Annotated in this window: 13 protein-coding genes; 6 read left to right on the top strand and 7 right to left on the bottom strand. The window is 70.4% G+C overall.

The features are described 5' to 3' along the window. Positions 1 to 142 precede the first annotated feature (142 nt). Entirely contained in the window at positions 143 to 2,053 is a 1,911-nt protein-coding gene (locus tag ACIQBL_RS18185; protein ID WP_401942694.1) for a hypothetical protein, read from the top strand. A 45-nt stretch (positions 2,054 to 2,098) separates the two neighbouring features. Here the strand turns inward: ACIQBL_RS18185 and ACIQBL_RS18180 are convergent, their stop codons facing one another. Next, the gene (locus ACIQBL_RS18180; RefSeq protein ID WP_401942691.1) at positions 2,099 to 2,497 is read right to left on the bottom strand and encodes a nuclear transport factor 2 family protein; all 399 of its coding nucleotides are present in this window, start codon (positions 2,495 to 2,497) and stop codon (positions 2,099 to 2,101) included. 70 nt (positions 2,498 to 2,567) lie between these two features. On the opposite strand from ACIQBL_RS18180, the gene ACIQBL_RS18175 reads away from it, so the two are divergent. Then, positions 2,568 to 3,131, top strand: a complete 564-nt coding sequence (locus tag ACIQBL_RS18175) for a PadR family transcriptional regulator (RefSeq protein WP_401942688.1) — start codon at positions 2,568 to 2,570, stop codon at positions 3,129 to 3,131. Positions 3,132 to 3,136: 5 nt separating this feature from the next. Next, positions 3,137 to 3,862 (top strand): class I SAM-dependent methyltransferase, encoded by a 726-nt coding sequence (locus ACIQBL_RS18170; RefSeq protein ID WP_401942686.1) that lies wholly within the window; start codon positions 3,137 to 3,139, stop codon positions 3,860 to 3,862. Between the two features lie 15 nt (positions 3,863 to 3,877). Here ACIQBL_RS18170 and ACIQBL_RS18165 read toward each other — a convergent pair whose 3' ends face one another. Together ACIQBL_RS18165 and ACIQBL_RS18160 are read right to left on the bottom strand one after the other, a co-directional pair. Next, on the bottom strand, positions 3,878 to 4,690 hold the full coding sequence (locus tag ACIQBL_RS18165; RefSeq protein WP_401942683.1) for an alpha/beta fold hydrolase: 813 nt from the start codon (positions 4,688 to 4,690) through the stop codon (positions 3,878 to 3,880). 68 nt (positions 4,691 to 4,758) lie between these two features. Next, positions 4,759 to 5,592: an alpha/beta hydrolase gene (locus ACIQBL_RS18160; RefSeq protein ID WP_401942681.1), complete on the bottom strand. Its 834-nt coding sequence runs from the start codon at positions 5,590 to 5,592 to the stop codon at positions 4,759 to 4,761. 143 nt (positions 5,593 to 5,735) lie between these two features. Between ACIQBL_RS18160 and cynS the strand changes: the two genes are divergently transcribed. Next, positions 5,736 to 6,182 (top strand): cyanase, encoded by a 447-nt coding sequence (gene cynS / locus ACIQBL_RS18155; RefSeq protein WP_401942678.1) that lies wholly within the window; start codon positions 5,736 to 5,738, stop codon positions 6,180 to 6,182. On the opposite strand, the gene ACIQBL_RS18150 is transcribed toward cynS, so the two are convergent. From ACIQBL_RS18150 to ACIQBL_RS18135, 4 genes are all read right to left on the bottom strand, one after another. Further along, a complete protein-coding gene (locus tag ACIQBL_RS18150; protein WP_401942677.1) occupies positions 6,142 to 6,528 on the bottom strand; it encodes a winged helix-turn-helix transcriptional regulator in 387 nt (128 codons plus the stop codon). The two genes, cynS and ACIQBL_RS18150, sit on opposite strands and share 41 nt — an antisense overlap. A 77-nt stretch (positions 6,529 to 6,605) precedes the next feature. Then, on the bottom strand, positions 6,606 to 8,135 hold the full coding sequence (locus ACIQBL_RS18145) for an MFS transporter (protein WP_401942675.1): 1,530 nt from the start codon (positions 8,133 to 8,135) through the stop codon (positions 6,606 to 6,608). Positions 8,136 to 8,423: 288 nt separating this feature from the next. After that, positions 8,424 to 9,569 (bottom strand): RNA polymerase sigma factor, encoded by a 1,146-nt coding sequence (locus tag ACIQBL_RS18140; protein WP_401942672.1) that lies wholly within the window; start codon positions 9,567 to 9,569, stop codon positions 8,424 to 8,426. Further along, positions 9,566 to 9,985 (bottom strand): YciI family protein, encoded by a 420-nt coding sequence (locus ACIQBL_RS18135; RefSeq protein WP_317881836.1) that lies wholly within the window; start codon positions 9,983 to 9,985, stop codon positions 9,566 to 9,568. Before ACIQBL_RS18135 ends, ACIQBL_RS18140 begins: the two co-directional genes overlap by 4 nt. A 261-nt stretch (positions 9,986 to 10,246) precedes the next feature. On the opposite strand from ACIQBL_RS18135, the gene ACIQBL_RS18130 reads away from it, so the two are divergent. Both ACIQBL_RS18130 and helR read left to right on the top strand, forming a co-directional pair. Further along, on the top strand, positions 10,247 to 11,476 hold the full coding sequence (locus ACIQBL_RS18130; protein WP_401942670.1) for a glycosyltransferase: 1,230 nt from the start codon (positions 10,247 to 10,249) through the stop codon (positions 11,474 to 11,476). Between the two features lie 95 nt (positions 11,477 to 11,571). Then, positions 11,572 to 13,746, top strand: coding sequence for an RNA polymerase recycling motor ATPase HelR (gene helR, locus ACIQBL_RS18125; protein WP_401942668.1), 2,175 nt, complete (start codon positions 11,572 to 11,574; stop codon positions 13,744 to 13,746). Positions 13,747 to 13,767 lie beyond the last annotated feature (21 nt).

Here is a 13,767-nt window from a genome sequence, read left to right as displayed (position 1 = left end):
GACCGCCTGTTCCCTGGTTCTCATGGCTGCTTCACTCCCTCGTGCGCACCTTCGGTGCCTCCGCCGGGCCGTCCGAACCCCGCGTTCGACGGCCGGCCGGTCACACTGCGCAACGGCGCATCGATCCCTGGGAAGGCAAGCAATGACGCTGATCACCCGACGCTCGGTCCTGATCGCCGGTACCGCCACGGCCGGAGCCGTACTGGTGCCGGCGGTCTCCGCCACCGCCGCGCCGACGACCAAGAAGGCTTCGGGCACCCGGATCTCGGTCGGGTCCGGTGAGACGTACGAGGTCTCCGCGACCACCCGCGTGAGCGAACTGTCGATCGCGGACGGCGGCAAGATCGTCGCCCCGGACGGTTCCAGCCTCTCGCTGACCGTCGACGGCGTGGAGACCGGCCAGCTGCTCACCGCCACCGGCGCCACGGCCACCCTGATCCAGGCCGGCACCTACCGGGGCGATGTCGTCCTGACCGTCGCCGCGGCCAACGAGGTGACGTATCAGACGCTCACCTTCCCGTTCCGGCAGGCGGTCTACGTCGACGGCGACGGCGTGGTAAAGGACAAGTCCGTCCTCGCGGCCGTCCTCGGCGGCAAGCTCACCGACGCCTACGCCAGGAACGTGTCGATCACCTCGACCGGCGAGTGCTTCGACGGCGTGTACGTCCAGGACGCCACCTACACGCTCGACCGGCCCTCCATCTCCCTTACGGGCAACGGCCGTTGCGATTTCGCGGGCTACGGCGCCGCGGTCGTCGGCGACGGCTCGGCCACCACCCTGGTCGTGGACGGCGCCCGGATCGACAACAAGGGAGTCGTCCGCACCGCGGTCATCGCCAACGACGGCGCCAACGTCATCGTCAAGGACTCCGTCCTCCGCGCCCGCAACGGCGTACTGCCCGCCGACTACCAAGCCACTGTGGAGACCCCGTACATGGAGTCCGTGCCCTGGATGCTCGGACTCGACGGCAACGTCCGCGCCACCAACCTGATCGGCAAGAACAGCAAGGCGACCTACCTCAACTCGACCATCTTCTCGGAGACTTGGGGCGCCCTGTCGGTCGAGGGCGGCAGCGGACTCAAACTGACCGCGATCAACAGCCACTTCGGCAACACGGGGGAGTACGGCTACGGCACCTACGCCATCGGCGACGCGACCGTGCGGGTGCTCGGCTCGCGGCTCGACGTCGGCAGCTACGCGACCATCATCGCGGGACCGGCCGCCGTGGTGCACTACGGCGACAGCACCGGGGCCGCCGTCTCCGCGCTCAACACCGAGCTGGAACTCGGGCTGTCGAAGGGCGAGTTGGCGTCGATACCGGTGCGCAGGACCGTCGTGAACTCCGGGCACTTCGGGTACATGTTCTTCGGCACCGGCCAACTCACCCTCGACGGCGGCACGCAGATCAACTCCGAGCGGGCCACCTTCCTCAACAAGGGCCAGCAGACCACGATCAGCGTCGACGGCTCGCAGGGCGCCCGGCTCAACCCGCGTGACGGGATCATCCTCCAGATGATCGAGCTGGACGACCCGGGCCCGGTCCCGGTCAACGGCAAGATGATGAACGTCGGCGTCTACACCGAACCCACCGGCGACCCGACGAAGGACGCGACCTTCGACCCGACCGCAGTCCACGCCACCGACGGAGCCGCCACCTTCAACTCCATAGCTTTGAAGGGCGACTTCTACAACGGCATGCGCAAGGGCAGGAACATGGTCCTCACCTTCGAGGACGCGAGCGTCGAGGGAGTCATCTCCGCGTCGCAGACCAAGCACCGCGTCTCCAGCATCGACGCGTCGACCTTCTACGAGCTGGGCATCGTCACCAACACCGTGCGGGCCGCCGTCAACAACGGCGCGATCGTGCAGCTGAACAGCGACTCGACCTGGACGGTCACCGGTACCTCGTACCTGACCCGGCTCGCCCTCGCCGCCGACGCGACCGTCAGGGCGCCCCGGGGCAAGCAGGTCACCCTGACGGTCGACGGGACGGCGACGGCCATCACCCCGGGCCGGACCTACACCGGTGCCCTCACACTGACCGTCGCGTGAGCGGCTGACCGTCGCGCGAGCGGGGGCGGAGGCGCGGCTCACGCTTCACCCGAGCCGCGCCTCCGCCTCCTTCGCGATCCGCTCGAACTGCCCCGCCATGGCCTCTTGAAGGGCCTGTGCGCCCGACAGCGGCCGGACCATGACCATCAGCTCGTCGATCAGGCCCTCCTCGTCGACGTGGATGAAGTCGCAGCCGGTCAGCTCACGGTCGCCGACCCGCGCGGTGAACACCAGCGCGTGGTCGGGGCCGTCCGGGTCGCCGATCTCCCGCTCGTACCGGAAGTCCTCGAAGACCCGCGCCACCCCGTGCAGGATCGCCGCGGTGATCTCCTTCCCGGCGTACGGCTTGAACACGACCGGGCTGGTGAAGACCACGTCCTCCGCCAGCAGCGCCTCGACGGCGTCCATGTCCTGCGCCTCGACCGCCTCACGGAACGCGCGCATCGGTTCACCTCTTAGTCAATTAGTTGAGTAGGTGTGGATGAGACTAATCAACGGCTGTTAGCGTGTCCACATGTCCCTCAAGTACGCGGTCCTCGCGGCCCTCCTGGAAGGGGAGGCCTCGGGCTACGAGCTGGCCAAGGTGTTCGACGTGTCGCTGGCGAACTTCTGGCCCGCGACACCGCAGCAGCTCTACCGCGAACTGGAGCGCCTCGCACAGGACGGGCTGATCGAGGCACGGGTCGTCCAGCAGGAACGCAGGCCCAACAAAAGGATGTTCACGCTCACCGAGGCCGGCCGGCGCGACCTCGCCACCTTCGCCGCCGCGCCGCCCCGGCGTCCCACCGCCATCCGCGACGAACTCCTCATCAAGATCCAGGCCGTGGACGGCACGGACCCCGAGGTGACCCGCGAGCTGATCGAGGAACGCAGGTCGTGGGCGCGCGGCAAGCTCGACCGCTACGAGCGCGTACGGGACCGTCTCCTCGGCGGCCTGACCGAGGAGGAGTACCTCCGGGACGCCGACCGCATCGGGCCGTACCTCACGCTGATGGCCGGGATCACCTTCGAGGAGGAGAGCCTGCGCTGGTGCGAGCGCGTTCTCGTGATCCTGAAGCAGCGGGTTGCCCTAGGCTGACCCGGATGTTCAGCCCCGAAGGTCCCAGTCTGCGCGAACTCGCCGTCCAGGCACTGTCGTCCGTGGAGCACGGCTACGACCTCCTCGCGCCCAAGTTCGACCACACCCCCTTCCGGACCCCGGCACCGCTGCTCGACGCGGTCGCCGCGATGCTGCGGCGCGTCGGCCCCTTCGACGACGGACTCGACCTGTGCTGCGGCACCGGCGCGGGTGTCGAGGTGCTGACGAAGGTGTGCCGGGAGAGCGTCACCGGCGTGGACTTCAGCGCGGGCATGCTCGCGGTCGCGCGGGAGCGGGTAAAGAGCGGCGGGCCCCGGGTCTCATGGGTGCGCGGCGACGCCCGGGCCCTGCCGTTCGCGCCCGCCTTCGACCTCGTGGTCAGCTTCGGGGCGTTCGGTCATTTCCTGCCCGGTGAACTGCTGGGACTGTTCGACCAGGTGCACTCGGTGCTGCGGCCCGGCGGCTGCTTCGCCTTCCCGGTCATCGCACCGCCGCGTCCCACGTCCCCCGCGTACTGGATGCTGTCCGGCTTCGACGCGGTGATGAAGGTGCGCAACGCCGTCTGGCGCCCGCCCTTCGTCATGTACTATCGGGACTTTCAACTCGGCCTGGTGCGAAGGGAGTTGGAGCGGACCGGCTTCGACATCGACCTCTACACCTTGCCCGAGTTCGGGAGTCGCGGCGACGGCAGCCCCCGCGTCCGCATGGTCGCGGCGCGACGGCTGCCGTAGCGGCGGGTGTGGACGTCAACTCGTCGCGGAGGCCGCCGACTTGATGACCCTTGTGACCAGGTCGGGGTGGGAGATCATCACCACGTGCGAGGAGTCCACCACGACCGTGTGCGAACCGGCGCGCTTGGCCTCGAAGCGCTCCAGGTCGGGTGCGATCGCCCTGTCCTGTGCCGCCACGACCGCCCACGAGGGGATGTCGTGCCAGGCCGCCGCCGTGGTGACGTCCGTGAACGCCGCCGCGCTGATGGGGCGTTGAGAGGCGCCCAGCAATGCGGACGTGGACGCGGGGAGGTCGGCGGTGAACACCGCGTGGAACTTCGCCGTCTGGATGGCCAGATCGGTGCCGCCCGAACCGTCGGGCAGCGGCTGCAACGCGTCGCCCAGCTGCGCACCGGGGAATCGCGCGGCGAGTTCGCCCAGTTGCTCGCCCTTGTCGGGTACGAAGGCCGCGACGTACACGAGGGCCTTCACGCTCGCGTCGCCCGCGGTCGCCTGGGTGATCACCGCGCCGCCGTAGGAGTGTCCTACGACGACCTTCGGGCCGTCGATGGTCTTGAGGAGCGCGGAGAGGTAGGCGGCGTCCGCGGTCAGGCCGCGCAGCGGGTTGGCGGGCGCCAGGACCGGGTAGCCCGACCTCTGCAGCCGGGAGGCCACGGCCGACCAGCTGGACGCGTCGGCGAACGCCCCGTGCACCAGGACCACGGTGGGCTTCGGCGTGGAGTGCGTACCTCCGGTGGCGGGTGCCGCCGAGGCGGGGAGCGTGGTGGCCGCGAGGGTGCCGGCTGCGGCAACTGCTCCCAGCAGTAAGGGTCTACGGGAAATCGACATGGGTCAGCTCCGGATGAGGTCGAGGAGTTCGGCGTCGAACGCTTGCTCGTAGGTGCCCGCCCGGGAGTTCAGGCGAAGCGGCGCACGAACGACAGGGCGGTGTCCGCGACTTCCTGCCAGCCGTGGTCGATGGTCAGCGCGTGGCCCCGGTCCTTGATCTCGGTGATCTCGGTGACGCCCTTGTTGTGCTGCTGCTTCTTGTAGGAGGCGTTGGCGATCGACCAGGGCACGGTGTGGTCCTTCTCGCCCGAGATGATCAGGAGCGGCCCGCGATCGGGGTTCTCCGTGTCGACCTTCACCTCGGTCCACGGGTTGAAGTTCGCCGTGGCCGCCTGGAACAGCGGGGCACCGGGCGCGGGCACCGCGAACGACTCGTACAACTCCCGCGCCTCCTCCGCACCGACGGCGTTGGCGAAGGCGTAGCGGAACTGGTCGTAGGTCAAGGGGACCGCGCGATTGCGGTTGGCGGGGTTGCTGAGGACCGGTGCGGAGGAGCGCAGCGCGGACACCGGCAGCGGCAGCACGCCCCGGAACGGCGCCGGGTCGATCGCCACGGACGCGGCGGACAGTCCGCGCCCGGCGAGGATCTGCGCGAGCAGTCCGCCGAAGGAGTGGCCGACGATCGCCGGCTTCCGTGCCAGCGTGCCGATCAACTGCGCAAGATGGTCGGCGACTTGACCGACCGTCTTGCCCGCCATGACCTCGGGGTGTTCGTTGGCCTCGGCGACCGTCTCCGGGTCGTCGGGCCAGGACAGGGAGACCGGCGCATATCCGGCCTGCTCGAAATGGGCTGCCCAGCGGTCCCAACTGCTCGGCAGCAGCCACAGCCCGTGGACGAAGACGACCGGCGTACGGTCGACGGCGTTCGCCTGCTCGATCTGTTGCACGTCGATGTGGGTCATGTGGGGAAGTATGCGTCCGCGCGGGTCCTTGAGTCCGGGATACGACGGCACTTGGCGGAGGACGACGCCATTGTCGCGACACCGGTGATCTCCTACGCTGAGCCGCGTGTGGTCAAGCACGCTGTCCGGGAACGGAGTTGTGCATGCTCAGCAAGGGTGAAGCCGCCGAGGCCGTCCGCCGGGCCAAGGTGAAGACGGGTGTCACATGGGCCCAGTTGGCCGAGGCCGTGGGCCGGCCGCTCGCGTGGACCACGGCGGCCCTGCTGGGCCAGCACCCCATGACCAAGGACGAGGCGGCGACGGCCGCGTCCCTCCTCGAACTCGACGAGGACGTCGCCCTCGCCTTCCAACTCCAGCCGACCCGGGGTGCGTTGGACGCGGCAGTCCCCGTGGACCCGACGATCTACCGGCTCTACGAGGTCGTCCAGGTCTACGGCCCCACCATCAAGGAACTCATCCACGAGCAGTGCGGCGACGGCATCATGAGCGCCATCAACTTCCGCCTCGATGTACGGCGGGTTCCCGATCCCGCCGGAGACCGGGTCGTCATCACCCTCGACGGCAAGTACCTCCCGTACCAGTGGGAGTGATCGCGAGATGCTCCTCGGCCCAGACGGCCAGCGCGGCGAGGGGGATCAGGAAGGCGTCGCCGTGCGGGGTGAGGGCGTAGGAGGAACGCACTGGCGGGCCGTGCCGCACGGTGCGGGTGAGGAGGCCGGCGGCGGCCAGTTCGTGGAGGCGGTCGGCGAGCATGCGGTCGCTGATACCGGGGACCCGCTCGCGCACCTCGCCGAAGCCCGCGGGGCCCTTGGCCAGCGCGGCGAGGACCAGTCCGCTCCAGCGTTTGCCGAGCAGGGCGAAGGCGCGGGTCAAGGCATCGACGGGCGGCGGGAGTCGGGGGCGCTCAGGCGCCGCTGAGGTGGGCTTGATCGTCATGCGGGGCTCCAGCGGCGCGAGGACCGCGCCCGCGGTCCTCGCTCCGATTCGATGTCGTGGTGCCTGACTGTGGGGGCTCAGCCCATGTGGACCGGGGCGGCGCCTTCGGTGTGCTGCTGGCGGCCGGCGTTCACGGCGAACACGGTCACGGCGGTACCGGCGACGAACACCACCCCGGCGGCGACGAACGCCATCGTGTAGCCGTGCGTCAGCGCGTCCCCCGCCTTCGTCACGATCCCCAAGTCCTTGGTGGCCAGGCCCCGGTAGAGCACGTTGGCGGCCTGCGGCAGCTTGTCGTCGGCCGCCGAGTTCGAGATCGTCGACAGGACGGCGAGGCCCAGGGCGCCGCCGATCTGCTGCGCGGTGTTGAGCAGGGCCGAGGCGATACCCGTGTCCTGGTGGGCGACACCGCTCACCGCGCCGAGTGTCATCGGGACGAAGCTCATGCCCAGGCCGAGCGCGGTGACGAACATGGCGGGCATGAGGTGCCCGGTGTAGGAGGAGTCCGGCTCCAGGGTGGCGAACCAGAACATGCCCGCGGCGGCGACCAGGAGACCCGGGCCCGCGATGAGCCGGGGCGCGACGTGGGCGACGAGCTTGGAACTGATGCCCGCCGCCGCGGCCATGCCGAAACTGAACGGCAGATAGGCGAAGCCGGTCCTGATGGGGCTGTAGCCGAGGATCAGCTGCATATAGAGCGTGAGGAAGTAGAAGAAGGCGAACATGCCGGAGCCGATGAACAGCATGGTGGCGTAACTGCCCCACCGATTACGGTCCTTGAAGAGGCGCAACGGCATCATCGGGTCCGGCGTACGGGCCTGGAGGAACAGGAACGTCGCCAACAGGACGGCCGCGACCGCGAAGCAGCCCAGCGTGAGGCCGTTGGTCCACCCGTGCTCGCCGCCGCGCGTGATGCCGTAGACCAGGGCGATCAGACCGCCGGTCCCGGTGACGGCACCCGGCACGTCCAGGCGGCCGGGGTGGCGCTCCGCCTCGACGAGGCTGCGGGTGCCGGCGAGGACGGCGAGGCCGATGGGGATGTTGACGAAGAACACCCAGCGCCAGTCCAGGACATCGGTGAGCAGACCGCCGAGCAGCAGGCCGACCGTGGCACCGAGACCGCCCATCGCGGCGTACACACCCATCGCCCGGTTGCGGGGCCTGCCCGCCGGGAACGTCGTGGTGACCAGCGCCAGCGCGCTGGGCGCGGCGAGTGCCGCGCCGACGCCCTGGAGGATGCGCGCGCCGATCAACAGGCCCTCGTTCGGGGCGAGTCCACCGAGCAGCGAGGCGAGGGTGAAGACGGCGATACCGACCTGGAACACCCGGCGGCGGCCGAACAGGTCGCCCGCCTTGCCGCCGAGCAGGAGCAGACCGCCGAAGGCCAGCGCGTACGAGTTGACGATCCACGCCAGATCGGCGTCCGAGACGCCCAGGTCGGTCTGGATGGCGGGCAGCGCGATATTCGTGATGGTGGCATCGAGGATGACCATCAACTGGGCCGCCGCGATGACGAACAGGGCGAGACCGAGATGCCGGTCTCCGGGGGCGGAACCGGAATGCTCCGGTGCCGTGGACGTGGCGGTGGCCACGCTCTCAGCAGACATGGTTCAAGAACTCCAGGGAGTGCCGCGAACAGGGAAAGGCGAGAGTGAACGGAATCCGGCGAGAAGCGGAACACTCGCTGTGCAATCCGAGGTCAGGGTGCTGATACGGCACATCGCTCGACCTCGGGACGAGTGCTCACCGTAGCAGCGAATCGCCGTCGGCCGTGACCAGACAACTCCCTTTCCGGTGTTGCCAATATCGCCCTTGACGAACTCTCCCATGGTGTGGGCAAAGGGAATTCGAGACGCCCGGAAATTGCCCATACTTTCCAGGGAAAAGCAAATGGCTCAAGCCGACCGGAGGGTGTTGAGCCGGGCCGCCTGGCGGGTCAGATGGTCGCGCTCGGCGAGATTGGGAGCCTTGTGCGCCGCCTCGGCGTAGAGCCGTGCCGCTGTCGTCAGATCGCCGTCGCGCTCGTGCAGGTACGCCGCCACGGCCGTATGGCGGGGGAGCGAATCGTCCACGGCCGCGAGCGCCGCCAGACCGGCGCGCGGGCCGTCGGCCTCGCCGACCGCCACCGCGCGGTTGAGGCGGACCACCGGACTGTCGGTCAGGCCGGCGAGTTCGTCGTACCACTCGACGATCTGTACCCAGTCCGTCTCCTCGGCGGTGGGCGCGTCCGCGTGCAGCGCCGCGATCGCGGCCTGCGCCTGGAACTCCCCCAACTGGTCCCGTGCGAGAGCGAGTTGGAGGATCGTGACGCCCTCGGCGATCAAGGTGGTGTCCCACCGGCCCCGGTCCTGCTCGGCCAGCGGCACCAGGCTGCCGTCCGGCGCGGTCCTGGCGGCGCGTCGGGCATGGTGGAGCAGCATGAGCGCGAGCAGCCCCGCCACCTCGGGGTGGTCGATCGCGGCGGCGAGCTGCCGGGTGAGCCGGATGGCCTCGGCGGCGAGGTCGACATCGCCGGAGTAGCCCTCGTTGAACACCAGGTAGAGCACGCGCAGCACGGTCGCGACATCGCCGGGCCGGTCGAACCGCACCCCGGAGACGGTGCGCTTGGCCCGGCTGATCCGCTGCGCCATCGTCGCCTCGGGCACCAGATACGCCTGCGCGATCTGGCGCGTGGTGAGCCCGCCCACGGCGCGCAGCGTGAGCGCGACCGCCGACGACGGCGTCAACGACGGGTGGGCACACAGGAAGTAGAGCTGGAGGGTGTCGTCCGTCGCCGACGCGGGCCCGGGAGCCGGCTCCTCGTCCACGAGGTCCTCACGCCTACGGCGGGCGGTCTCCGCCCGTGTCGCGTCGAGGAACCGCCGCCAGGCCACCGTGACCAGCCACCCCTTCGGGTCGCGCGGCGGATCGTCCGGCCAGACCCGCACCGCCTCGACCAGCGCGTCCTGCACGGCGTCCTCGGCCGCCGCGAAGTCCGCTCCGCGGCGGACGAGGATTCCGAGCACACCCGGCGTGAGGCTCCTCAGCAGAACCTCGTTCACTTGAAAGTGCACTCCGTGGTGGTCGAGTGCACACCCAGGAACGGGCGCAGCTCCAGCCACTCGTGGATCGGCCTGCCCCCGGCCCCGGGCGCGGCCGACAGCTCACCGGCCAGCTCCACGGCACGCTCGTAACTGTCGACGTCGATGATCATCCAGCCGGCGATGACGTCCTTGGTCTCGGCGAACGGGCCGTCGGTGACCGGCGGGCGCCCCTCGCCGTCGTAGCGGACGAACGTCCCCTCGGGGGAGAGAGCCTGGCTGTCGACGTACTCGCCGGTCTTCTCCAGCCGGGCCGCGAAATCGTTCATGTACTGCACGTGGGCCGTGATCTCCTCGGGCGCCCACTGGTCCATGGGGACATCGTTCACGGCGGCGGGGGCGCCGCGGTAGTGCTTCAGCAGCAGGTACTTGGCCATGGTCGTTCTCCTCGGTGCCGGCGCGACCCATTGTGGTCGCGTTCACCTCGGGGACGGAGCCGGACGCGGGTTCTCGACATCGGCGGAGGATTTCTTTCGCCACGAGTTCCACGAGCTCTGCGAGGGAGGGCGGAAAGGGAGGCGTACCCACTCCCCTTCCCTTCTTAACGTATAGCGCACCGGGGGGCTTGCGGCAAGGCCCCCGTCGTGCCGCAGAATGTCCGGCCTGAGGGCATGACCTGCGGAAACGGGAGTCGCGGAATGCGTGTGTTGTTGTCGACGTGGGGGTCGCGCGGGGATGTCGAACCGCTGGCGGGACTCGCGGCGCGGTTGCTGGAACTCGGCGCGGAGGTCCGGGTGTGCGCGCCGGCGGACGAGGAGTTCGTGGAGCTGCTGGCCCGGATCGGCGTGCCGCTGGTACCGCTCGGCCCGACGGTGCACTCGGTGGTCACCGGGGCGAGGCCGCCCGGGGCCGCGTTCCGGCTCGCGCCCGAGCTGGTCGCCGCCCGGTACGAGACACTGACGGCGGCGGCCGAGGGGTGCGACGTGCTGCTGGCGACCGGCCTGATGCCGGCGGGCGCCCGCTCTGTGGCCGAGAAACTGGGCATCCGCTACGTGTTCGCGTGCTTCCACACGGTCGGCCTGCCGTCGCGGCACCGCCGTCCGCCGTCACGGCCGGGCACACCGTCCCCGGCGGAGGAGACCGACAACAAGGTGCTGTGGGAGCAGGACGCCCAGCGCGTGAACGCCCTGTACGGCGAGGCCGAGAACACGCACCGGGCGGCGATCGGCCTGCCGCCGGTGGAGAACGTCCGTGACCACGTCTTCACCGAGCGGCCGTGGCTGGCGGCGGACCCGACCCTCGTACCGTGGCAGGACCTGACGGATCTCGACGTCGTGACCACCGGACCGTGGATCCTGCCCGACGAGCGCCCGCTCCCCGACGAGCTGGAGACGTTCCTGAAGGCCGGCGAACCGCCGGTGTACGTCGGCTTCGGCAGCATGGCCCTGCACACCTCACCGGACCTCGCCCGGACCGCCACCGAGGCGATCCGCGCACAGGGCCGCCGGGTCCTCCTCGCCCGGGGCTGGGCGAACCTGGCCGCGATCGACGACCGGGACGACTGCCTCGTCGTCGGCGAGGTCAACCATCAGGCACTCTTCGGCCGGGTCGCCGCCGTCGTGCACCACGGCGGCGCGGGCACCACGACGACCGCCGCACTGGCCGGCGCGCCTCAGCTGGTGGTGCCGCAGATCGTGGACCAGCCATACTGGGCCGCAGGGGTGGCCGAGCTGGGCATCGGCACGGCCCACGACGGTCCGACGCCGACCTACGACTCCCTGTCGGCCGCGCTCACGGTCGTCCTGGCTCCGGAGACCCGGGCACGGGCGCGGGCCGTGGCCGGCACGATCCGCACCGACGGGACGACAGTGGCCGCGAAGATGCTCCTCGACCCGGTCAGCGGGGAAAGGCGGCCCACGCGCGCGTGAACCCGCCGGACCCCGAACACGAGAACCCGTACGCACCGGTCCACACGGCCTGCCGCCCGCACGGCCGTGAGCGACCTCAGATCGGAATTGATGCCGTGAACCCCCTCACCACCAGCGCCTTCGACCTCCCCGACCGCCTCTCCGCCAAGGCCGACCCGACGCTGATCGGGGGCGACGAGCGGCACTTCGCGGCCATCGCGGAGAGCCTCGACCGGTCGATCGCGGAACTGACCGAGCAGCTCGACGCCGAGCGCAGGGCGCCCGGGGGCATCGGCAGGGCGGCGATGGACCGGGACACGGAGATCCACCGGCTGACCACACGGCTGCGCGCACTACGTCGCTTCGGCCTGGACCTGTGTCTGGGCCACATGGTCGGCACCGACACCTCCGAGCCCGTGTACATCGGGCGGCTCGGCCTCACCGACAGCACGGGCCGGCGTCTGCTGCTCGACTGGCGCTCACCGGCGGCCGAGCCGTTCTTCGGGGCCACCCACGCCAACCCGATGGGCCTGGCGAGCCGCCGCAGGTACCGCTGGACCCGGGGCCGGATCAGCGACTACTGGGACGAGGTGTTCACGGCGGACGGGTTCGTCGGCCACGCCGCGCTCGACGACCAGTCCGCCTTCATCGCCAGCCTCGGCGGCAACCGGTCGGGCCGGATGCGCGACGTGCTCGGCACCATCCAGGCCGACCAGGACGCCATCATCCGCGCGGGATCACGCGGCGCCCTCGTCGTCGACGGCGGGCCCGGCACCGGCAAGACCGTCGTCGCCCTGCACCGCTCCGCCTACCTCCTCTACTCCGACCCGCGCCTCGGCCACCGCAGGGGCGGTGTCCTTTTCGTGGGCCCGCACCGGCCCTACCTGGACTACGTCGCCGACGTCCTCCCCAGCCTCGGCGAGGAGGGCGTGCAGACCTGCATCCTGCGGGACCTCGTCACCGAGGGCGCCGCAGCGACCGTCGAGGCCGACCCGGAGGTGGCCCGCCTCAAGTCGTCCGTGGAGCTGGTGCGGGCGATCGAGCCCGCCGTCCGCTTCTACGAGGAGCCGCCCACCCAGGGCATGAACGTCACCACGCACTGGTCCGACATCCGGCTCAGCGCCGAGGACTGGGCCGTCGCGTTCGAGGCGGCCGAACCCGGCACCCCGCACAACGAGGGACGTGAGCAGGTCTGGCAGGAACTGCTCACGATCCTGGTCGACAAGCACGAGGACAGCGCCTCCGCCCCGGACGGCGCGGTCACCCCCGCCCTGCTCCGCAAGTCGCTGCGGCAGAACAGGGAACTGCTCACGGCCTTCAACCGCGCGTGGCCGCTGCTCGAAGCGGCCGACCTCGTCGGCGACCTGTGGACGGTACCGGCCTACCTGCGCAAGTGCGCCCCCTCGCTGAGCCGTGACGACGTCCAGCGGTTGCAGCGCGCGGACGCCCAGGCCTGGACGGTGTCCGACCTGCCGCTGCTCGACGCGGCCAGGCAGCGCCTCGGCGACCCGGAGGCGGCGCGCCGCAAGCGCCGGCAGGAGGCCGCCGTCGCCGCCGAACACGCCCGCAGGACCGACGTCATCGACAGCCTGCTCCAGAACGTCGAGATCGACGAGAGCGAAGGCGCGATGGGCATGCTGCACGGACAGGACGTGCGCGACGCCCTCATCGACGAGGCCGCCCAGCCCGGCATCGAACCCGACCTGCTCGCCGGGCCGTTCGCGCACATCGTCGTGGACGAGGCCCAGGAACTGACCGACGCGGAATGGCAGATGCTGCTCCTGCGCTGCCCGTCCCGCAGCTTCACCATCGTCGGCGACCGCGCCCAGGCCCGGCACGGGTTCACGGAGTCGTGGCAGGAACGGCTGAAGCGGATCGGGCTCGACCGGATCAACCTGGCGTCCCTGACCGTCAATTACCGCACTCCGGAAGAGATCATGGCGGAGGCCGAGCCGGTCATCCGTGCCGTGCTCCCGGACGCCAACGTGCCGACCTCGATCCGCAGCAGCGGCATCCCCGTCGTCCACGGACCCGCCTCGGACCTGGAGTCGGTCCTCGACACCTGGCTCGGCGCGCACGCCGACGGGATCGCCTGCGTCATCGGCGACCCGACGTTCCGGGCGACTTCACGCGTCCGGTCGCTGACTCCCGAGCTGTCCAAGGGACTTGAGTTCGACCTGGTCGTCCTCGTCGACCCGGAGACGTTCGGTGAGGGCATCGAAGGAGCGGTCGACCACTATGTGGCGATGACCCGGGCGACGCAGCGGCTCGTCGTCCTCACGAGCGCGTAACGCCGTTCGGCGCGTGGCGAG

Source organism: Streptomyces sp. NPDC088350, from assembly GCF_044753545.1.
GTDB lineage: Bacteria > Actinomycetota > Actinomycetes > Streptomycetales > Streptomycetaceae > Streptomyces.
Note: the sequence above shows the minus strand (reverse complement) of the source record. Positions and strands in the feature narration are given on the sequence as shown.

Excerpts from the sequence above, each read along its gene's own strand:
- ACIQBL_RS18130 (WP_401942670.1), top strand. The coding sequence starts at position 10,247 with ATGCGTGTGTTGTTGTCGACGTGGGGGTCGCGCGGGGATGTCGAACCG.
- cynS (WP_401942678.1), top strand. The coding sequence starts at position 5,736 with ATGCTCAGCAAGGGTGAAGCCGCCGAGGCCGTCCGCCGGGCCAAGGTG.
- ACIQBL_RS18135 (WP_317881836.1), bottom strand. The coding sequence starts at position 9,985 with ATGGCCAAGTACCTGCTGCTGAAGCACTACCGCGGCGCCCCCGCCGCC.
- ACIQBL_RS18185 (WP_401942694.1), top strand. The coding sequence starts at position 143 with ATGACGCTGATCACCCGACGCTCGGTCCTGATCGCCGGTACCGCCACG.
- ACIQBL_RS18160 (WP_401942681.1), bottom strand. The coding sequence starts at position 5,592 with ATGACCCACATCGACGTGCAACAGATCGAGCAGGCGAACGCCGTCGAC.
- ACIQBL_RS18175 (WP_401942688.1), top strand. The coding sequence starts at position 2,568 with ATGTCCCTCAAGTACGCGGTCCTCGCGGCCCTCCTGGAAGGGGAGGCC.
- ACIQBL_RS18170 (WP_401942686.1), top strand. The coding sequence starts at position 3,137 with ATGTTCAGCCCCGAAGGTCCCAGTCTGCGCGAACTCGCCGTCCAGGCA.
- ACIQBL_RS18145 (WP_401942675.1), bottom strand. The coding sequence starts at position 8,135 with ATGTCTGCTGAGAGCGTGGCCACCGCCACGTCCACGGCACCGGAGCAT.
- ACIQBL_RS18150 (WP_401942677.1), bottom strand. The coding sequence starts at position 6,528 with ATGACGATCAAGCCCACCTCAGCGGCGCCTGAGCGCCCCCGACTCCCG.
- ACIQBL_RS18180 (WP_401942691.1), bottom strand. The coding sequence starts at position 2,497 with ATGCGCGCGTTCCGTGAGGCGGTCGAGGCGCAGGACATGGACGCCGTC.
- ACIQBL_RS18165 (WP_401942683.1), bottom strand. The coding sequence starts at position 4,690 with ATGTCGATTTCCCGTAGACCCTTACTGCTGGGAGCAGTTGCCGCAGCC.